The 19,597-nt window shown below is 61.0% G+C and carries 19 protein-coding genes; 9 read left to right on the top strand and 10 right to left on the bottom strand.

The features are described 5' to 3' along the window. The first annotated feature begins 5 nt into the window (after positions 1–5). The 4 genes from recN (at position 6) to NCN05_RS04860 (ending at position 8,520) form a co-directional block, all read left to right on the top strand. Positions 6–1,688, top strand: coding sequence for a DNA repair protein RecN (gene recN / locus NCN05_RS04875; RefSeq protein WP_250397228.1), 1,683 nt, complete (start codon positions 6–8; stop codon positions 1,686–1,688). A 45-nt stretch (positions 1,689–1,733) separates the two neighbouring features. Continuing rightward, positions 1,734–4,697, top strand: a complete 2,964-nt coding sequence (gene uvrA / locus NCN05_RS04870) for an excinuclease ABC subunit UvrA (protein WP_250397227.1) — start codon at positions 1,734–1,736, stop codon at positions 4,695–4,697. After that, a complete protein-coding gene (locus NCN05_RS04865) occupies positions 4,697–6,190 on the top strand; it encodes an alpha/beta fold hydrolase (RefSeq protein WP_250397226.1) in 1,494 nt (497 codons plus the stop codon). Before uvrA ends, NCN05_RS04865 begins: the two co-directional genes overlap by 1 nt. A gap of 206 nt (positions 6,191–6,396) precedes the next feature. After that, entirely contained in the window at positions 6,397–8,520 is a 2,124-nt protein-coding gene (locus tag NCN05_RS04860; protein ID WP_250397225.1) for an HAD family hydrolase, read from the top strand. On the opposite strand, the gene purT is transcribed toward NCN05_RS04860, so the two are convergent. Further along, positions 8,506–9,684 (bottom strand): formate-dependent phosphoribosylglycinamide formyltransferase, encoded by a 1,179-nt coding sequence (gene purT / locus NCN05_RS04855; RefSeq protein ID WP_250397224.1) that lies wholly within the window; start codon positions 9,682–9,684, stop codon positions 8,506–8,508. The genes NCN05_RS04860 and purT overlap by 15 nt on opposite strands. 137 nt (positions 9,685–9,821) lie before the next feature. Between purT and NCN05_RS04850 the strand changes: the two genes are divergently transcribed. Next, positions 9,822–10,394, top strand: coding sequence for a L,D-transpeptidase (locus tag NCN05_RS04850; RefSeq protein WP_250397223.1), 573 nt, complete (start codon positions 9,822–9,824; stop codon positions 10,392–10,394). A 101-nt stretch (positions 10,395–10,495) separates the two neighbouring features. Here NCN05_RS04850 and NCN05_RS04845 read toward each other — a convergent pair whose 3' ends face one another. Continuing rightward, the gene (locus NCN05_RS04845) at positions 10,496–11,095 is read right to left on the bottom strand and encodes an alpha/beta hydrolase (RefSeq protein ID WP_250397222.1); all 600 of its coding nucleotides are present in this window, start codon (positions 11,093–11,095) and stop codon (positions 10,496–10,498) included. 171 nt (positions 11,096–11,266) lie between these two features. Here NCN05_RS04845 and NCN05_RS04840 point away from each other — a divergent pair, with 171 nt between their 5' ends. Further along, entirely contained in the window at positions 11,267–11,689 is a 423-nt protein-coding gene (locus NCN05_RS04840) for a M23 family metallopeptidase (protein ID WP_250397221.1), read from the top strand. Positions 11,690–11,693: 4 nt separating this feature from the next. Here NCN05_RS04840 and NCN05_RS04835 read toward each other — a convergent pair whose 3' ends face one another. From NCN05_RS04835 to NCN05_RS04820, 4 genes are all read right to left on the bottom strand, one after another. Next, on the bottom strand, positions 11,694–11,861 hold the full coding sequence (locus NCN05_RS04835; protein WP_250397220.1) for a hypothetical protein: 168 nt from the start codon (positions 11,859–11,861) through the stop codon (positions 11,694–11,696). Further along, complete coding sequence (locus NCN05_RS04830; protein WP_011365602.1) at positions 11,861–12,109, bottom strand: hypothetical protein; 249 nt, start codon at positions 12,107–12,109, stop codon at positions 11,861–11,863. The genes NCN05_RS04835 and NCN05_RS04830 overlap by 1 nt, the downstream gene beginning before the upstream one ends. A gap of 277 nt (positions 12,110–12,386) precedes the next feature. Further along, positions 12,387–13,421 (bottom strand): phospho-N-acetylmuramoyl-pentapeptide-transferase, encoded by a 1,035-nt coding sequence (mraY, locus tag NCN05_RS04825; protein ID WP_250397219.1) that lies wholly within the window; start codon positions 13,419–13,421, stop codon positions 12,387–12,389. 136 nt (positions 13,422–13,557) lie between these two features. Next, entirely contained in the window at positions 13,558–13,827 is a 270-nt protein-coding gene (locus NCN05_RS04820) for a DUF3134 domain-containing protein (protein ID WP_114988803.1), read from the bottom strand. Between the two features lie 152 nt (positions 13,828–13,979). On the opposite strand from NCN05_RS04820, the gene NCN05_RS04815 reads away from it, so the two are divergent. Together NCN05_RS04815 and NCN05_RS04810 are read left to right on the top strand one after the other, a co-directional pair. Continuing rightward, positions 13,980–14,120: a hypothetical protein gene (locus tag NCN05_RS04815; RefSeq protein ID WP_170950503.1), complete on the top strand. Its 141-nt coding sequence runs from the start codon at positions 13,980–13,982 to the stop codon at positions 14,118–14,120. After that, entirely contained in the window at positions 14,120–15,331 is a 1,212-nt protein-coding gene (locus NCN05_RS04810) for an argininosuccinate synthase (protein WP_250397218.1), read from the top strand. Before NCN05_RS04815 ends, NCN05_RS04810 begins: the two co-directional genes overlap by 1 nt. Here the strand turns inward: NCN05_RS04810 and NCN05_RS04805 are convergent. The 4 genes from NCN05_RS04805 to NCN05_RS04790 form a co-directional block, all read right to left on the bottom strand. Beyond that, positions 15,323–15,670 carry a hypothetical protein gene (locus NCN05_RS04805; RefSeq protein WP_250397217.1) on the bottom strand — a complete coding sequence of 116 codons (348 nt, stop codon included), beginning with the start codon at positions 15,668–15,670 and terminating at the stop codon, positions 15,323–15,325. The two genes, NCN05_RS04810 and NCN05_RS04805, sit on opposite strands and share 9 nt — an antisense overlap. 41 nt (positions 15,671–15,711) lie before the next feature. Next, complete coding sequence (gene rpsF, locus NCN05_RS04800; RefSeq protein WP_114988800.1) at positions 15,712–16,086, bottom strand: 30S ribosomal protein S6; 375 nt, start codon at positions 16,084–16,086, stop codon at positions 15,712–15,714. Between the two features lie 79 nt (positions 16,087–16,165). Further along, positions 16,166–16,678 carry a Tic20 family protein gene (locus NCN05_RS04795; protein WP_255446152.1) on the bottom strand — a complete coding sequence of 171 codons (513 nt, stop codon included), beginning with the start codon at positions 16,676–16,678 and terminating at the stop codon, positions 16,166–16,168. After that, positions 16,668–17,537: a shikimate dehydrogenase gene (locus NCN05_RS04790; RefSeq protein ID WP_250397244.1), complete on the bottom strand. Its 870-nt coding sequence runs from the start codon at positions 17,535–17,537 to the stop codon at positions 16,668–16,670. Before NCN05_RS04790 ends, NCN05_RS04795 begins: the two co-directional genes overlap by 11 nt. A 116-nt stretch (positions 17,538–17,653) precedes the next feature. On the opposite strand from NCN05_RS04790, the gene dnaK reads away from it, so the two are divergent. Next, entirely contained in the window at positions 17,654–19,567 is a 1,914-nt protein-coding gene (gene dnaK / locus NCN05_RS04785) for a molecular chaperone DnaK (protein WP_114988798.1), read from the top strand. Positions 19,568–19,597: the final 30 nt, after the last annotated feature.

Raw genomic sequence — 19,597 nt, 5'->3', positions numbered from 1 at the left:
TGGACGTGCTCACCGGTCTGCTGCTGCAGAACATCGCTCTGATTGAGAGTCTTGAACTGGAGTTCAGCTCGGGTTTCACGGTGCTCACCGGTGAGACCGGCGCCGGTAAATCGATCCTTCTTGATGCCCTCGATGCGGTGCTGGGTGGAGCGCAGGGTTCCAGCGGCGTTCGTCTGCTGCGGACGGGTGCGGATCGCGCCAAGATCGAGGCTGCGTTTCAACTCAACCCAGTCCTGGAGCAGTGGTTGATTGCGGCGGAGTTTGATCCCGAAGAGGAGCTTCTGATCAGCCGGGAATGGAAACGGCAGGAGGGTGATCGTTATTCCAGTCGTTGTCGGCTGAATGGCAGCACAGTGAACCGTCAGCAGTTGCTTGAGCTGAGGCCGCTGTTGATTGATCTCACGGTTCAGGGACAGACCCAGCTGTTGTCGCGGGCGGGGCAGCAACGGCTCTGGCTTGACCGTCTCGGTGGATCTGCATTGGCTGAGCTCAAAGTTCAGGTGGCTGATGCCTGGACCGAATGGCGCCAGGTTGCAGATGCCCTGACGGCACTTGAGCAGGAGCAGCAGCGCTCCGAACAGGTGCAGGCTGAACAGGAAGAGCAGTTGGAGCAGCTGCAAGCTGCCGATCTCGACGACCCCGACGAGCAGCAGCGGCTGGAACAGGATCAAGACCGCCTCGTCCATGGCGTGAGGCTGCTGGAGGGTTTGGCCTTGTTGTTTGGGCGTCTCCGCGACGGTGTGGATCAGGCGCCTTCCCTGCAGGATCATTTCGCGGCGTGCATCCAGGAGCTGCAGGCCATGGCGCAGCTGGATGGTTCGCTTGAGCCCCTGCGTGATCAGGCGCTGGATCTCGAAGCAGGTGTGGAAGGTTTGTTGCGCTCCCTCGATCAATACGGTCTGGCGCTGGAGAGCGATCCAGACCAGCTGGAGCGGATTCAGGACCGTCTGTCGGTTTTAAAACGCCTGCAGCGCCGTTATGGCCTTGATCTGGCCGGTTTGATTCAGCGGCGCGACGAGCTGCTGCATCGTTTGGGATCGGAAGGCTTCGCGGCGGATCTCGCCCGCCTGCAACAGGCCGAAACCGTCCGTCGCCAGACGCGTGATCAGGCCAATGCGGCCTTGCGTCGCGAGCGGTCCAAGGCGGCGGAGGCTTTAGAGGCCTCGTTGCTGAAACTGTTGCCGCCCATGGGCCTGGCCAATGTGCGTTTCAAGGTGGATCTCACCCTCTGTGACCCAGCTGAGCATGGTGCGGACGCTGTTCAATTCCTGTTCTCCGCCAATCCCGGCCAACCGATGGCGCCGCTGACGGAGGTGGCGTCCGGCGGTGAGATGTCCCGTTTTCTGCTTTCGCTCAAGACCACCCTTGCCGCGGTGGATGGCTCCAGCACGCTGCTGTTCGATGAGATTGATGCCGGCGTCAGTGGACGCGTTAGTGGAGCGATGGCGGATCTGCTTCAGACCCTGGCCCGTCAGCGTCAGGTGTTCTGCGTCACCCACCAACCGCTTGTGGCAGCGGTTGCCGATCACCATTTCCGCGTGAGCAAGCATGTGGAAGACGGTGTCACCCACTCGCGAGTGTCCCGACTGCGGGACACTCAGGAACGCCGCCAAGAGCTGGCAGACCTCGCTGGTGGCGAACAGGCTGATGCCTATGCAGCAAGCCTGCTGGACCAGCGAACAGCTTGAAGGTTTCGGTTCTTCCTAAGCTCTTGAGCTTTCCAACGGGTCCTGATGGCGCGAGCTGCTGCCAAGATCGCTGACTCAGCTGGCCCACTGGCGACTCAGGACGATGTGATTCGAGTGAGGGGTGCCCGGCAGCACAACCTCAAGAACGTCGACGTCACCATTCCCCGCAACAAGCTGGTGGTGTTCACCGGGGTGAGTGGCAGCGGCAAGAGTTCACTTGCCTTTGACACGATCTTTGCCGAGGGACAGCGCCGCTACGTCGAAAGTTTGTCGGCCTATGCCCGCCAGTTTCTCGGGCAGGTGGACAAGCCCGATGTCGATGCCATCGAGGGGCTGTCTCCGGCGATTTCGATTGATCAGAAATCCACCAGTCACAACCCCCGCTCCACGGTGGGCACCGTCACGGAGATTCAGGACTATCTCCGTCTGCTGTTCGGCCGTGCCGGCGAGCCCCACTGCCCCAAGTGTGGCCGTTCGATCAAGCCGCAGAGCATCGACGAAATGGTCGATCAGATCCTGCTGTTGCCGGAGGGAACCCGCTATCAGTTGTTGGCGCCGGTGGTGCGCGGCAAGAAGGGCACCCACACCAAATTGATCAGCGGTTTGGCGGCCGAAGGTTTCGCCCGGGTGCGCATCAACGGTGAGGTGCGCGAGCTGGCCGACAACATCGAGCTCGACAAGAACCACAGCCACAACATTGAGGTGGTGGTCGATCGTCTTGTGGCCCGTGAGGGGATCCAGGAACGGCTGACCGATTCGTTGCGAACGGCCCTCAAACGCGGCGATGGTCTGGCCTTGGTGGAGGTGGTGCCCAAGAAGGGGGAGGAGCTCCCCGAGGGCGTTGAGCGGGAGCGTCTCTACTCAGAGAACTTCGCCTGCCCCGTGCACGGCGCTGTGATGGAGGAGCTGTCACCGCGGCTGTTTTCGTTCAACAGCCCTTACGGCGCCTGTGAGGCGTGCCATGGCATCGGCCATCTGCGCAAATTCACCGTGGACCGTGTGATTCCGGACCCAACGCAGCCGGTGTATTCCGCGGTCGCTCCCTGGGCCGAGAAAGACAACAGCTACTACTTCTCTCTGTTGTATTCGGTGGGGGAAGCCTTCGGCTTTGAGATCAAGACCCCATGGAATGAACTCACGGATGAGCAGCGGGATGTGCTGCTCAACGGAAGCCGCGAACCGATTCTGATCCAGGCCGACAGCCGTTACCGCAAAGGCAAAGGGGGATACACCCGGCCCTTCGAAGGCATTCTTCCGATCCTCGAGCGGCAGCTCCGCGATGCCAGTGGTGAAGCCCAGCGTCAGAAGTTGGAGAAGTATCTCGAGCTGGTTCCCTGTGAAGCCTGTGGCGGACAGCGGCTCCGCCCTGAAGCCCTGGCGGTGAAAGTGGGGCCGTACCGGATTCCAGAACTTACGGCCGTCAGCGTCGGTCAGACCCTGGAACGGATCGAAAAACTGATGGGTGTGGGCGCCTACGAGGGTTCAGAGCCCTTGCTGAATGCCCGTCAGATCCAGATCGGTGATCTGGTGCTCAGGGAAATCCGCCTGCGTTTGAAATTCCTGCTTGATGTTGGTCTGGACTACCTGAGCCTTGATCGACCGGCGATGACGCTCTCCGGCGGTGAAGCCCAGCGCATCCGTCTCGCAACCCAGATCGGTGCCGGTCTCACCGGGGTGCTCTATGTGTTGGATGAGCCAAGCATCGGCCTGCATCAGCGGGACAACGACCGTCTCCTAAACACCCTGGTGCGGCTCAGGGATCTTGGAAACACCCTGGTGGTGGTGGAACACGATGAAGACACCATCCGTGCTGCCGATCACGTGGTGGACATCGGTCCTGGTGCCGGCGTCCATGGGGGCCACATCGTTGCGGAGGGAAGTTTCGATGACCTTGTGGCTAGCAGCGAATCCCTCACCGGCGCCTACCTGAGTGGCCGTCGCTCGATTCCAACGCCGGCCGAACGCCGCCAGAGCGGTTCGCGCTTACTCAAGTTGATCGATTGCAACCGCAACAACCTCAAGAACGTTTCGGTTGAGTTCCCCCTGGGCCGTTTGGTGTCGGTCACCGGAGTGAGCGGCAGCGGCAAGAGCACCCTGGTGAATGAGCTCCTGCATCCCGCCCTGGAGAACGGCCTGGGTCTGAAGGTGCCTTTTCCGCAGGGTCTGGGGGAGCTGCGTGGGTTGAAGTCGATCGACAAGGTGATCGTGATCGACCAGAGCCCGATTGGACGCACGCCCCGCTCCAATCCAGCCACCTACACCGGTGCCTTTGATCCGATCCGTCAGGTGTTCGCCGCCACGGTGGAGGCCAAGGCTCGCGGTTACCAGGTGGGTCAGTTCAGCTTCAACGTGAAGGGTGGCCGCTGTGAGGCTTGCCGTGGTCAGGGCGTGAACGTGATTGAGATGAACTTCCTGCCGGATGTGTACGTCCAGTGCGACGTCTGCAAGGGCGCCCGGTTCAACCGCGAAACCCTGCAGGTGAAATACAAGGGCCACACCATCGCGGATGTGCTGCAAATGACGGTTGAGCAGGCCGCTGAGGTATTTGATGCGATTCCTCAGGCGGCAGATCGCTTGCGCACCTTGGTGGATGTGGGCCTGGGCTACGTGAAGCTCGGTCAGCCGGCACCAACCCTCTCGGGGGGTGAGGCCCAGCGGGTGAAGCTCGCAACGGAGCTGTCACGGCGGGCCACTGGCAAGACCCTTTATCTGATTGATGAGCCCACCACCGGCCTCAGCTTCTACGACGTCCACAAGCTGATGGATGTGATGCAGCGGTTGGTGGACAAGGGCAACTCGATCATCTGCATCGAGCACAATCTTGACGTGATCCGTTGCAGCGACTGGATCATCGATCTCGGTCCTGAAGGCGGTGACAAGGGTGGTGAGATCCTGGTTACCGGCACTCCAGAGGAAGTCGCCCAGCACCCCACCAGTCACACCGGCCGTTACCTGGCTCGAGTTTTGGAGCAGCATCCACCAGAACTCCCCGTTTCCCTCGCGGCTTGATGGCCCGACTTCGCACCGACCTGGCGGCCCTGGCGTTTGGCACGTCACTGGCCCTCAGCGGAGGGCCTGCTTCAGCCTTAGAGCGGTTCGTCTTGCGTCTGCCGTTTCTGGAGACGGAGATCACGATCAATTTCGCTGACGGTGAGTCGGCTGAACAATTGATTCAGGCCAGTCCAGACCTGCAGGATCTGGAATTGGCCAGTGGTGGCAAGTTGTTGCCGCTGCTGCGCCAGGTGTTCCTGACGCCACTGCCCCTGGAGACCAAGGCCCTGCTGGCGGGATCGACCGGTCAGCCGCTGCTGGAGCAGGCCCTTTATGCGGCGACGCAGGTGGTGGATCTTGAGGGGGTGGAGCTGGACGAAAGCGGACGGATGCTGACCGAAGCCTTGATTCGTGCTGAACGCCGGGGGCAACCCAACATTCTTGGCTTTTTGAGGGAGTTGCCTGGAGAGCAGGCATCGATCGATTTATCCCGCCTCGCTGAGGTGGCCAACCGGCTTAAAATCAATCTTGAGGAGGGGGTTGCCTTGGCCCGTTCCCTTGAGGCTGCATCCGCGACGGCCGCTCTGCGGGAGCTACTGCGCTCCGGTTGGTCCCGTGAGGTTGTTCAGGTGTCCGTGCCCCATCGGCCCAAACCCTTGCGGGTTCTGACGCTTCAGCCTGCAGCGCCAGCCAACGGACGTTTGGTCGTGATTTCCCACGGGCTCTGGGACGATCCGGAATCCTTTGAAGGTTGGGGTGAGGTGCTGGCTGCCCATGGCTACACCGTGCTGCTGCCAGACCACCCCGGCAGTGATTTCAATCAGCAGAAGGCGATGCTCGCTGGTGATGCGCCACCGCCTGGGCCTGAAGAGTTGCGGCTTCGGCCCCTTGATGTGTCCGCTTTGTTGGATGCGGTCAGTGCAGGGCGTCTTCTGCCTGGGGCCAGGTTGAACACCGATGCCGTTGCGGTGGTGGGCCACTCCTGGGGAGCCACCACCACGCTTCAACTGGCCGGTGGTATCCCAACTGATCGACAACTCAAATCCCGTTGCAACGACCTCAAGGATCCGGAGCGCAACATCAGCTGGGTGCTCCAGTGCAGTTGGCTTTCGGGGGTGAACCAGGCCGCTGTTGCCGATCCAAGGGTCAAGGCTGTTGTGGCCGTCAGCCCACCCTTGCGTCTTTTATTCGACGGCAGCCGCCTGGAGAGCCTTCCAGCCAAGTTGTTGCTGATCAGCGGTACCCGCGATTGGGTGGTGCCTTCGGGTCCGGAAGCGATCGCTCCGATGCGTGAAAGCAAGGCCGCGCGCTTGGGTCACCGCTTGGTGTTGGTGCAGGGGGCAGACCACTTCAGCCTTCGCAGTTTTCGCGGTGAGCTGTCCCCGGCACAGGTTGGGCCGGTCATCCTTGGCTGGATCAACGAGCAGCTTGAGGTGGATGGCTCCACCTTCTCTGCGGGTGGTTGGGGTGACGAGCGGCGCAGCCTTGTTGATGTAAGCGCCCGCCTCTGACGTTGCTGGCTTGTTACAACAAGCCGAGCCTTTGACTGTTGTCCCCACGGCTCAGATCCATTGCACGACAACACAACTCAGCTTTCTTGCTCGGTTTGATTCGCAGGTCTTCTAAGGTTTTTTTCATTTTTTACCCCTTCTTCCGCCTCTAAAGAAAAAACAACGGCACCGAATCTGCGTCCCGTTGTTGTTTGTGAGTGGAGCGAATGGGGATCCGGTTGTTGCATCTGCACCTTCACGGTCTGTTTCGTTCCCATGAGCTCGAACTGGGGCGGGATGCTGATACCGGTGGCCAGACGTTGTATGTGCTGGAGCTCGTGCGCAGCCTGGCGCAGCGGGCGGAGGTTGAGCAGGTTGATGTGGTCACCCGCCTGATTCAGGACCGTCGGGTCGATCTCGATTACAGCCAACGGGTCGAAGCCATTGCTCCAGGGGCCCGCATCCTGCGCTTCCCCTTTGGTCCGAAGCGGTATCTGCGCAAAGAGTTGCTTTGGCCCCATCTCGAGGAGCTGGCTGATCAGCTGGTGGAACATCTGAGCCAGCCCGGCCAGAGGGTGGATTGGATTCATGCCCATTACGCCGATGCCGGTCTGGTGGGTGCACTCGTTAGTCAGCGGTTGGGGATTCCGCTTGTCTTCACCGGCCATTCCCTCGGCCGGGAGAAGCAGCGTCGTCTCCTGGCCGGTGGCTTGGATCGCTCTCAACTTGAGCAGACCTATGCCATCAGCCGGCGCATTGACGCTGAAGAGCGGGCTCTCGCCCAGGCGGATCTGGTGATCACCAGCACCCGTCAGGAGGCGGATCAGCAGTACTGCCGCTACGGCCACTTTCAGGCGGATCAGGCGGCGGTGGTGCCCCCTGGCGTTGATGCTTCCCGGTTCCATCCCCACGGTTCATCCCAGGAATGCTCCGCGTTGCACAGCCTGTTGCAGCCTTTCCTCAGGGAGCCGGATCGTCCGCCCCTGCTGGCGATTTCCCGTGCGGTGCGGCGCAAGAACATTCCCGCTCTGGTGGAAGCCTTTGGTCAGTCGCCGGTGCTGCGGCAGCGTCACAACCTGGTGCTTGTGCTGGGCTGTCGGGATGACCCGCGTGAGCTCGAGAAGCAGCAGCGCGATGTGCTCCAGCAGGTGTTCGATCTGGTGGATCGCTTTGATCTCTATGGCCAGGTGGCCTATCCCAAACAACACAGCCGTGCCCAGATTCCTGCCCTTTATCGCTGGGCGGCGCGTCGTGGGGGGCTGTTTGTGAACCCGGCGTTGACCGAACCCTTCGGACTCACCCTTCTGGAGGCCGCGGCCTGTGGTTTGCCGATGGTGGCCACCGACGATGGGGGTCCACGGGACATCCAACACCATTGCGACAACGGTCTTCTGGCGGACGTCACCGATCCCAGGGCACTTCAGGAGGCCCTGGAATTGGCCGGCAGTGATCGCTCCCGTTGGCGCCGTTGGAGTGACAACGGGGTTGAGGCCATCAGTCGGCACTTCAGCTGGGATGCCCATGTGTGTCAGTACCTCGCCCTGATGCAGCAGAAAGTTCGCGTGTCACCTGTGCGTGGAATGTCGGTGGTGCGGCGGCCCAGCCCCGTCTCCAGGCTGTTGGCGCTGGATCTCGACAGCTGCTTGGAGCTGCCAGAGGAACGCTCCCTTGCGCATCTGCGCGATCGGCTTCAGGCCGAACCCTTCGCCGCGTCGACAGGCTTGGTGATTCTCACGGGGCGGTCGCTGGATCAGGCGCGTCAGCGCTACCAGGAGTTGCATCTTCCCGACCCCAAGGCCTGGATCTGCCGGGCTGGAACCGAGATTCACCACAGCTCGGATCGCGCGGAAGATCCCGTTTGGGCGAAGCGCATCAGCCAAGCCTGGGATCGCGAGGCTGTGCTCGCAGCGATGGGTCAACTCGAGGAACACCTTCAGCTTCAGGACCCGGATCATCAGAGTCCCTTCAAGGTCAGCTACCTGTTGCGTGCTTTCAACCGCGGCCTGATTGGTTTGGCCCGTCAGTGCCTGCGCCGCCATGGTCTGCAGGCGGAGCCCCAGCTCCGTTGCCATTGGTTTCTGGATGTTCTTCCCCAGCGCGCGTCCCGCAGTGAGGCCATTCGTTTTCTGGCCCAGTCCTGGCAGCTCCCCCTGCAGCAGGTTCTGGTGGTGGCCAGTCAGCAGGGGGATGGAGAGTTGCTGGATGGTTTGCCCGCCACCGTGGTTCCTGCGGATCACGATCCCTGCCTGTTGGGCCAACGGACTCAGCAGCGGGTGTACGTCTCGAAACGCCCCAGTGTTGGAGCCGTGTTGGATGGCTTAACCCACTACCGGTTTTCAGGCAGCCGTTGATCCTGGAATCACGGTCACACAGGCGGCTGCCCTGTCGGCCTTTGCTTGTGCTTCCTCCCGGTCTCCTCCCCTTGCCAGGGCCACACCCATGCGACGACCGGGGCGGGCTGTGGGCTTGCCGAACAGCAGCACTTGGGTGTCAGCTTCCGTGAGCGCTTGTTCGACCCCTTCAAAAGCCACGGAGTCCATGTTCGTTTGGGCCAGGATCACGCGGCTGGCGGCCGCATCGGCTGCCGTGATGGTGGGGATCGGCAGACCGAGAACAGCGCGCAGGTGCAGTTCGAACTCGCTCAGGTTCTGGCTGATCAGGGTCACCAGGCCAGTGTCGTGCGGCCGGGGCGACAGTTCAGAAAAAATCACCTCATCGCCACAGAGGAAAAATTCCACCCCGAAGAGACCGGCACCGCCCAAGTTGTCGGTGACGGTTTTGGCCATTGCCTGGGCTTGACGCAGTTGTTGGTCGGTGAGTTGAGCCGGCTGCCAGCTGCATTGATAGTCCCCTCCCTCCTGTTCGTGGCCGATCGGCGCACAGAACAGGGTTTCGCCATTGCGCTGAAGGATGGTGAGCAGGGTGATCTCCAGATCGAAATGAAGAAATTCCTCCACGATCACCTGGGTTGAGGTGCCCCGTGCACCGGCCATGGCGGCCTCCCAGGCTTTGGGCAGATCGTCTGCACAGCTCACCACGCTCTGGCCTTTGCCGGAGGAACTCATCACTGGCTTCACCACGACGGGCCAGCCCAGTGGTTCCGCCACTGCCGTGAGTTCTTCAGCACTGGAGGCATAGGCGAAGCGGGCGGTGCGGAGACCGAGTTCGCCGGCTGCCAGGTCGCGGATGCGGTCTCGGTTCATCGTGACGGCCGTCGCGCGGGCTGTGGGAATCACGGTGATTCCCTCTTGTTCAAGTTCCGCCAGGGCATGCACGGCGAGTGCTTCGATCTCCGGGATCACTACGTCGGGTTTGTGGCGCCTGACCACCTCCAGCAAGGCATCGGCATCGGTCATCGGCAGCACTTCGGCCACGTCCGCTACCTGCATGGCCGGGGCAGCGGCATAGCGATCGCAGGCGATCACCCGGCAGCCAAGCCGTTGGGCAGCAATGGCCACCTCCTTGCCCAGCTCCCCGCTGCCCAGCAGCATCACGGTGCGTGGAAACGACGGCATGGTGATCCTTGAATGGCCTGCCTGCATCATCAATCAACGCAAGTCCTGAGACTTTCCGCAGCCTGGGGTGCAGCGCCCGATCTCCCGCTAGGTCAAGGATGCGTTCTTGATTGAGTCCAGTGCTTCGGGCGACGTTGTTGGCGGTTCTTGCTGGAGCCTGTCTCCAGCTTGAGTCTGTTCAGGCCAGGCCTGCGGATCCGATTCCACCGGTTGCCCCCTGGCTCAGTGATGCGGAGGCACTGGCCTTGCTGCCCGCTGCTGTTCGTTCCCGTGCCAAGAAGCAGCTGGTGCTGCATCGTTCCAGCCGTCAGCTGATTCTTCTGGAGCAGGGGCAGCTTCGTTTGCGTGTGCCCGCTGCTGTCGGCACTCAAGGCTGGGAAACGCCTCTCGGCGAGCATCGGGTGCTGTTCAAAGCGGTGGATCCTGTCTGGCGGCATCCTGGCACCGGTGCTCTTGTACCCCCCGGAGGCCGCAACCCCCTGGGATCACGTTGGATTGCCTTCTATCAGGACTGCTCCAATCCCGGTGGTTGGGATGGCGAAAAGGTGGTGCAGGTCCGCGGCTGCTCCCATGTCGGCTTGCACGGCACGCCCCACCGTTGGACTGTCGGACGGGCCGTTTCGCATGGTTGCGTTCGCCTCTATGACGAGCACATCCGCAGGGTTTTTGACCTTGTGGATGTGGGCACTCCGGTGGTGGTCCTGCCCTGATGGTTGTGTCGTGACAGACCGAGGCACAAAAAAGGAGGTATGAAAAAAGCCCTGGGTCCACCCAGGGCTTGGTGGACGTGTTTTGTCGTTCGGCCGTTAGATCACCAGAGTCCCTGAACAGGAGCAGCGGGAGCCGGCTCGGGTGCTTTGGCGGTGTAGGCCTGGATGCAGGCCGGGGTGTTCATGTACCAGCTGAGCAGCGAGGTGTCCTTGTGGAAATCACCTTGTGCTTCGGCATTGCAGACCTTCATGGCACCTTGCAGGCGCTGATCGGTCGGCAGCTTGGCCATCATTCCGTAGCTGGAAAGCTTGCCATCTTCAGCATCAAGAATGATGGCGCTGCGAACGGCCTGGAGATCGTTCTGCTGGCTGTAGTACGGGTGATAGTTGCCGTTGATGCTTTCCTTGAGGAAGGCCTCGCCTTCAGTGGAATAGAGGAAGCGAGTGACGTCAGCAACGTCGACTTCGTACTGCTTCTCCAGACCTACCTCGAGTTCTTCGCGGGTCCAGCCGGAGAGATCGCTCAGATCCTCAGGCACGGGATTGGAGACGGCCTTTTTGCCACCGAGGGGCAACAGCACGTTGGAGCGAACGAAACCGTTGGTGACGGTGCGGGCGGTTTGTTTGGGGGCGGCGAAGCTGGGAAGGCCAGCGGCGGCGACCATCAGGCCGGCACCGGTGAACAGAAGTGCTCTGCGCATGAGCTGCAGTTGATTTGCCTTCGAACCGTCGCCAGACCATCGGCGCAGTGGCCCAGAACCACAGGGTTTTTTTCTTTTAAGAGAGCGTTAACGAAAAAATGGGAACGCTGTCTTTCCTCTCGCGGAAGTGATCGTGTCTTAAGATTCTCTTCCGATTCTCGTTTTGATTGCTTGCTGGGTCTGTTTGCCGCGTTGCTTGTGCCGATGTCGGGTGTGGTGACCCAAGGCGTCGAACAGGACCATCCAGCCTTGGACATTTCCTGTCGTGTGGGTCGCCCTGTGCGTGCCGCCCATGACGGGGTCGGTCGGAGTCGCTGGACAGCCACCCACGGATGGACGTTTCATCTGGCCGGGGCAGGCGTCAAGACGCGTTACAGCCATCTCAACACTGGTGCTCCAGCAGGCTCCTATGAACGCGGCCAGATCATTGGTCTTTGCGGCAACACGGGCCGGTGGTCGACCGGTCCTCATCTCCACTTCGAAGCTGAACCCCTGCATCTCCTGGACGTGCTTGAGAGCCCCAGCACAGAGCAGCTGAAATCGATGGAGCAAACGCCTCAATGGCGTCAGCGCTCGGTGGAAGCGAGCCGTTGAGGGTTCAGTTCGAATCGGTGCTGCTCTGACGGCGCACTTCTCCGACCAGCCACACGCCCATGAATCCAAGCGACGACACACCGAAATAGATCAGCACCCACCGCAGAACCCGATCAGGATCCGCAGCTGCATTGGCGAGCAGCTCAGCGGTTTTGGCAAGCAGGTTGTCCATCAGTTCTGAAGATCGGGGATCAGCGTGAGTTGGCGGACCGGTGATTCTTCGCTGACGAAACCCCAGGCTTCAAACACGCTGGAATCGGGATGCGTGATGCGCTGCTCCGTTCCCTTGCGTTCCAGTTGGAACCCTTCGCTTGACATGCGTCGCATCAAACTGGCCGACTCCTCAAACCGGGCAGCCATCGCCTCGAGGCTTGAGCAGTCAGCTGTGAGACCGGTTTCACGCCAGGTGAAGTAGGTCATCCTGCCTTGCCACCTGAAAACAGGACTTTAGGGGATATCAACAATCCCCTGGCCACCGGCTATGCCGTTTAGGCCTCCATTCAAAGAGACACAGTGATGTGGTCACTCAAAAAGCTTGAAAATGTCGGTCATTCTTTTCTGTATCAGGGCCATTTTTAAGAAGGTATTGACTTTCTGCGCTACGCAACCAAGTTCAATTTCGTTGTCGATCTGAAGCAACTGCATCCTTCAGTTCACTTCAATGATGGTCCTCAGGATTGGATCAAACGATCGACGCTCAGGGACGCAGCATCAGTCCGAGGAGGACAAGCCCTGCTGTGACCAGCCAGAACGCGGGCACCACGCTTCGTTCATCGGTGCCGCCCAGCTCAAAGTGGTGATGCAGTGGCGCCATGCGGAACACGCGTCGCCCCTGACCATCAGCTCCTTTCGTGGCCTTGAACACCCAAACCTGGATGATCACGGAGAGGGATTCAGCGACGAAGACGCCTCCCATCACCAGCAGGGGCCAGAGGCTGTTGGACAACAGAGCCACACCGCTGAGGGCGGCTCCCATCGCCAGGGATCCCGTGTCGCCCATGAAGGCCCGAGCCGGGTTTCGGTTGTGCACCAGAAAGCCAAGCCATGCCCCGGCCATGGTCATGCAGAAGCCAGCCAAGGCGGGATCTCCGTTGTCTCCTCGGAGCATCAGTTGAAGTGCCAGACCGGTAGACACCAGTGCTCCGCAGCCGCTGGCCAAGCCATCCAGGCCATCGGTGAGGTTGGTGGCGTTGCTCTCCGCTAGAACGACAAACAGCCCCAGTGGCCACATCAGAAGCCCTAAGGGCAGTTCAAGGCCAAAGGGCAGAGCAATGCTGTTGCTGATCCAGCCCTGCCAGGCAGCGATGGCCAGAAAGGTTGCGGCTGCCATGGCTTGCAGCAGCAATTTTCCTCGTGCCGTCAGGCCAGCATTGGTGTGCTTGGTGAGGCTGCTCCAGTCATCGATGCCGCCGATCAGCATGAACGTCAGGGTCAGGGCTGCCAGGCTGAGCAGCTGTTGTGACGCCACGGCGTCCCGTGTGATCAGGCTCCCGAGAATGACCCCGACGGGAACCACCAGAAGGCCCCCCATCGTTGGCGTTCCCGCCTTGCTCTGATGGGCTTTGGGTCCTTCCTCACGGATGAACTGCCCCATCTTCAAGCGCCGCAGAAGGGGAATGCCCAAGGCTGCAGTCGCTGTTGCGCAGACCGCTGAAATCAAGAGTGGCAGGCTCAGTTGCGCATTGGTGATCCACTTGTCGGCTGCAAAGCTGGTCATCAAGACCACCAGCATCAGCAAGCTGGCACTCAATGAGCCGTTCTCCCACCAAGGGCGGCGGTTCGAATCCGTGGATTGCAAAGCACACTGGACTGGTCGGTGGGACCCTAGGTGAGTCGCTCAGTGGCGACCAGTCAGTGCTTGAGGGACGTCAGTCCTCCCACTGCTCCTCGTTTTGCTCGTCATCCTTGTTGTAATCCTCTTTCTCACCCATGAGCGCGGAGAGTTCCTCCTCTTCGACGGTGCTCACTTCAGGTGAACCGGATTCTTCGTCGGCAACGAGACGGCCGCTGGTTTCCAGCCAGGACAGGAGGTCAGGCTCCTCACGCAGGGGCAGCACGGGTGCAGGGTCGCGGCGCCCGTAGCGGGTGAGGGACGGGTTGACGCTGTCCAGGGCGTTTGAATCAACCAGAGCGCTCATGCAGGGAGGGACGCGGGCCAATCAACCAAGATAGACGATGAGCTGTTTTTGATCTCCCACTGAACAAATCTGCGCTGCTCGTTTTTCTGTGGGGTCTGGCCCTGATCATCAGCTCTGGTCTTCATTGGTGGGGTTTGCAGCGGCCTGAACCGTTGCAGACCTCCTGGACCCTGGCGCTGCTGCTTGTCTTTGTACCGGCTGCAGCATTGGCTGCATGGTTGCTTGCGGCTTCTCCACAGGTGGCGACCGGCGAGACGAGAGAATCAGACGATTGTGATCAGGAGACCCATTGATGGGCCGCGCCAAGAAGGTGGTACTCGCCTATTCCGGGGGAGTGGATACCAGTGTCTGCATCCCATACCTGAAGCAGGAATGGGGTGTTGAGGATGTGATCACTTTTGCCGCTGATCTCGGCCAGGGCGATGAGCTGGAGCCGATTCGTCAGAAAGCGCTGGATGCGGGTGCCAGTCAGTCGCTGGTGGGAGATCTGATTGAGCCCTTCATCAAGGATTTCGCTTTTCCGGCGATTCGCGCCAACGCCCTCTACGAAGGCCGTTACCCCCTCTCCACGGCCCTGGCGAGGCCTCTGATCGCGAAGCGCCTGGTGGAGGTGGCCCGGGAAGTGGGTGCCGATGCTGTCGCCCATGGATGCACAGGCAAGGGCAATGATCAGGTGCGTTTCGATGTGGCCATCGCTGCGTTGGCACCGGACCTCAAGGTGCTCACCCCAGCCCGTGAGTGGGGCATGAGCCGTGAGGAGACCATCGCCTACGGCGAACGCTTTGGTCTGCCCGCACCGGTGAGCAAGAAGTCGCCTTACTCGATCGATCTCAATCTGCTGGGCCGCAGCATTGAAGCCGGACCCCTTGAAGACCCGATGGTGGCTCCGCCGGAGGAGGTGTTTGCGATGACGCGATCGGTGCAGGCGGCTCCGGATGCCTCTGAAGAGATCGAGATTGCCTTTGAAGCAGGCAATCCTGTGGCGATCAACGGTCAGCAGCTGGACCCGGTGGCCTTGATCCGTGAAGCCAACCGCCTGGCGGGCACCCATGGCATCGGTCGTCTCGACATGATCGAGAACCGTGTGGTGGGGATCAAATCCCGGGAGATCTACGAAACGCCCGGCCTTTTGCTGTTGATCCAGGCCCACCAGGAACTTGAAAGCCTGACCCTGGCCGCCGATGTGCTGCGCAGCAAGCGGCAGTTGGAAATGCAGTGGGCCGATCTCGTCTACCAGGGCCTTTGGTTTGGCCCTCTCAAGGATGCTCTGGACGGCTTCATGGACCGCACCCAGACCACCGTCAATGGTGTCGTTCGTCTCCGGCTGCACAAAGGAACGGCCACGGTCACCGGCCGCGGTTCAGCCGACAGCAGCCTGTACGTCCCCGAAATGGCGTCCTACGGCAGTGAGGATCAGTTCGATCACCGCGCTGCAGAGGGCTTTATCTACGTCTGGGGTCTGCCGACTCGACTCTGGTCAGCGTCCCAGCGCCGTTCAAGCTGAGCGCTGCCGCTTCTGCAGGAAGTTGAGAAGCCTCAGGCCCGGAAAACGCACAACGTTGTCCGGGTCTGAGCTTCCAGGCAGGGCTGGCTGAGGCCGTTCGATCTGGTCTTGATCAACCTGTTCAGCCAGCAGTTGATAACGCTCCATCAACGGCTCAAGCCGCTGTTGGAAACGTCGTTCAAAGACGTCCGGCAGTTCGGCCAGAAGCTCGTTGTAGGCCTCGATCTCGCCCTCGAGCTCGGAAATTCTCTGTTTCAGCAACTGAATCACTTCAGCGTCGCCATGACGCTCGTTCCAAACAGGTTCGGTTGGCTGAGGTTGGTCGTGTTTCGAATCCATGGGCGGACGGTATCGCCCACCCACGAATCCAACAATGCTGATCAGTCAGCTGATGCAGCGGCTTCGGCCTGTTGCTGTTGAGCAGCTTCGCTGCCGGGCATCACCCGAGGTGCGGGAAGGGGACCTTCCTGCTTCACGGTCAGATAGCGGATCACATCCTCACTGAGGCGCATTGCCTTCTCGAGAACAGCAACGTGCTGGCCATCGCCGTTGTGGCTTAGTTGCACGTAAATGCCTTCCTTGTGCTTCGCAATCGGATAGGCCAGACGGCGCTTGCCACGCATCTGGTTGTCAAGCACGTCGGCACCAGCTTCCACGAGCATGTCGCGGTACTTGGTGAGATGGCTTTCAACTTCCTCCTCCGGAATGTCCGGACGAAGGATGTACATGGTTTCGTAATACGGATCGTGCGTCATGGGCAGCACCGAAGGGGCATCAGGCTCACCGAAGTGAGCGACGGATCCAACACCATATCCCCTGGCGTGCCCCCAAGCTTCAGTAGAGCTGCATGCGTACGGCTTGGCTGATGCCGGGCAGATCCGGTTCGCGACCGCGCCAGCACTCCACCAGGGCGAACAGAAGGATCGCCAGCACCGCCACCACAACCGTGCTGGACAGGGTGCTCAGCAGCAGGCTGCCTCCGGCAATCGGTTGGAGAAGGATCCCAAACGCGAAGCTCAGCACAACGATCACGATGTCGGTGAGCAGGGCCTGCAGGGTGTTGAAGCGCAGGAAGTAGGGAACGGCCGGATTCCGCACCACCGCCAGAAAAAGCACGAAGAACAGCAGCAGGCCACCGAAGGGAACCCCCCGATCCAATTGGATCAGCGGTACTGCAGGAACGATCAGCAGTCTCAGCAACGGGATCTGGTTGAACACACCGTCAGCCCCGAGGCCAAAGGGAATGGCGTCACTCCAGGGGAGCAGGTACACCAGCGGTGCAAGCAGCCGCTGCCAGAGGGGAATCTGCACGGTGGAGCTAGGGATTGTTGGGACCTTAGGTCGCAAGAGCAGTGGTGGCGGCGCTGCGCATCGCCGCGACAGGAACGTCGTCGCGTCCACTCCAGAGCCGCAGCGAGGCAGCACCCTGCTGCACCAGCATCTCGAGGCCATCGATGCAGCGGTGGCCCCGTTGTTGCCCAGCGGCGAGCCAGCTGGTGGGCCTTGGTGTGTAGATCAGGTCGTACAACACCGCTTCTCCGTCCAGGTCTTGCCAGAGCTCGGCCCCCAGTGGCATCGCCTCGGGGTCACCGTGCTGGGCCATGCCCACCGGGGTGGTGTTCACCACGAGAGCGGCTTGAGCCACGCTCTCGTTGAGCTGAACAGCGGTGTCGAGACAGGCCGTCAGGGGGGCGTGGCTCTGCTGCAGATCAGTGATGAAGGCTTGCAGTGCCTCGCTTCGCCGTCCCACAACGGTGATGCTGCTGAGGTTCAGGGTCTGCAGACCGGCGACCACGGCTCGAGCTGATCCGCCGCAGCCGATCACCACGGCATGGAGTCCTGCCCAGGCGTCGTTGGCACCGAGGGGCGCCAGAAAGCCTTCCACATCGGTGTTGGTGCCGAACCAGCCACCGCCCGCTCCCGGAATCAGGGTATTGACGGCACCGAGCCGTTTTGCCAGTGGACTCAGCTCCTCGCAGAGCTCGGCGATGGCTTGTTTGTGGGGGATGGTGACGTTGAGGCCCTGGCAGTCAATGGCTCTGAGACCCTTCAGCACCTGATCAAGGTTTTCGCTTGTGCAGGGCAGGGCCAGGTAGCGCCAGTTGAGCCCCATGCTTTCGAGGGCGGCGTTCTGCATCACCGGCGAAAGCGAGTGGCGCACTGGATTGCCAAGCAGGCCCACAAGGCTGGTGTCGCCGTTGATCATTGCCAGGGCCGGATCGCTCCACCAGCCTGCCTGTTCGGGAACCACACCTCGCCTGTCACCGGGTCTGCTGTGGAGGATGAGCCCATTCAAATCACCATTTCTGGAGGTGGGCACCGATGGGCAAGGTTGTCGGCATTGACCTTGGCACCACGAACAGCTGTGTTTCCGTGATGGAGGGCGGCAAGCCCACCGTGATCGCGAACGCCGAGGGCTTCCGCACCACGCCCTCCGTGGTTGCTTACACCAAGAACCAGGATCAGTTGGTGGGTCAGATCGCCAAACGTCAGGCGGTGATGAACCCGGATAACACTTTCTATTCCGTCAAGCGTTTCATCGGCCGTCGGGTTGATGAGGTGAACGAGGAATCGAAAGAGGTGAGCTACGGCGTCGAAAAGGCCGGCTCCAACGTGAAGGTGAAGTGCCCGGTTCTCGACAAGCAATTCGCGCCTGAAGAGGTTTCAGCTCAGGTGCTGCGCAAGCTGGCCGAGGACGCCGGTAAGTACCTCGGTGAAACCGTCAGCCAAGCGGTGATCACCGTTCCCGCCTACTTCAACGACTCCCAGCGCCAGGCCACCAAGGACGCCGGCAAGATCGCTGGCCTTGAGGTGCTTCGCATCATCAACGAGCCCACCGCTGCGGCTCTGGCCTACGGCCTCGACAAGAAGAGCAACGAACGCATCCTCGTCTTCGACCTGGGTGGCGGCACCTTCGATGTGTCCGTTCTGGAAGTTGGCGACGGCGTGTTTGAGGTGTTGTCCACCGCTGGTGACACGCACCTCGGTGGTGACGATTTCGACAAGGTGATCGTTGATCACCTGGCCGAGACCTTCAAATCCAACGAAGGCATCGATCTGCGTCAGGACAAGCAGGCCCTGCAACGCCTCACCGAAGCCGCTGAAAAAGCCAAGGTGGAGCTGTCCAACGCCACCCAGAGCGAGATCAACCTGCCGTTCATCACGGCAACACCTGAGGGTCCCAAGCACCTGGATCTCACCCTCACCCGCGCCAAGTTCGAGGAACTGGCCTCCAAGCTGATCGACCGCTGCGCCATGCCTGTGGAGCAGGCGCTCAAAGACGCCAAGCTCTCCTCCGGCGAGCTGGACGAGATCGTGATGGTGGGTGGTTCCACCCGCATCCCGGCCGTGCTGGAGCTGGTTAAGCGCATCACCGGCAAAGACCCCAACCAGACGGTGAACCCCGATGAGGTGGTGGCTGTCGGTGCTGCCATTCAGGGCGGTGTGCTGGCCGGCGAGGTGAAGGACATCCTTCTGCTCGACGTCACGCCCCTCTCCCTGGGTGTGGAGACCCTCGGCGGTGTGATGACCAAGATGATCACCCGCAACACCACGGTTCCCACCAAGAAGACCGAGACCTACTCCACGGCTGTGGATGGTCAGACCAACGTGGAAATCCACGTGCTCCAGGGTGAGCGCGAGATGGCCTCCGACAACAAGTCGCTTGGAACCTTCCGTCTCGATGGCATCCCCCCGGCTCCCCGGGGCGTGCCTCAGATCGAGGTGACCTTCGACATCGACGCCAACGGCATCCTCAGCGTCACCGCCAAGGACAAGGGCAGCGGCAAGGAGCAGTCCATCTCGATCACCGGTGCGTCGACCCTCTCGGATTCCGAGGTCGACAAGATGGTCAAGGACGCCGAGGCCAACGCCAGCGCTGACAAGGAGAAGCGCGAAAAGATCGACCTCAAGAACCAGGCCGAAACTCTCGTCTACCAGGCTGAAAAGCAGATGGGCGAACTGGGCGACAAGGTCGATGCCGACGCCAAGGCCAAGCTGGAGGAGAAGCGCCTCAAGCTCAAGGAAGCCACCGAGAAGGATGACTACGACGCGATGAAGACTCTGCTGGAGGAACTGCAGCAGGAGCTCTACACCGTGGGCGCTTCCGTCTATCAGCAGGAAGGGGCTGCAGCTGGTGCTGGCGCGCCTGGCGCTGATGCCGGTGCCGGAGCCAACGCCGGTGGTGGCGATGCCAGTGACGACGTCATCGACGCGGAGTTCACCGAGACGAAGTGATCGGTTGATTCCCGAACTCACTAGGGCCCT

It is taken from the genome of Synechococcus sp. MU1651, assembly GCF_023630635.1.
GTDB lineage: Bacteria > Cyanobacteriota > Cyanobacteriia > PCC-6307 > Cyanobiaceae > Parasynechococcus.
The sequence above is the reverse complement of the archived record's forward strand: the minus strand, read 5'-3'. Positions and strand labels throughout refer to the sequence as shown.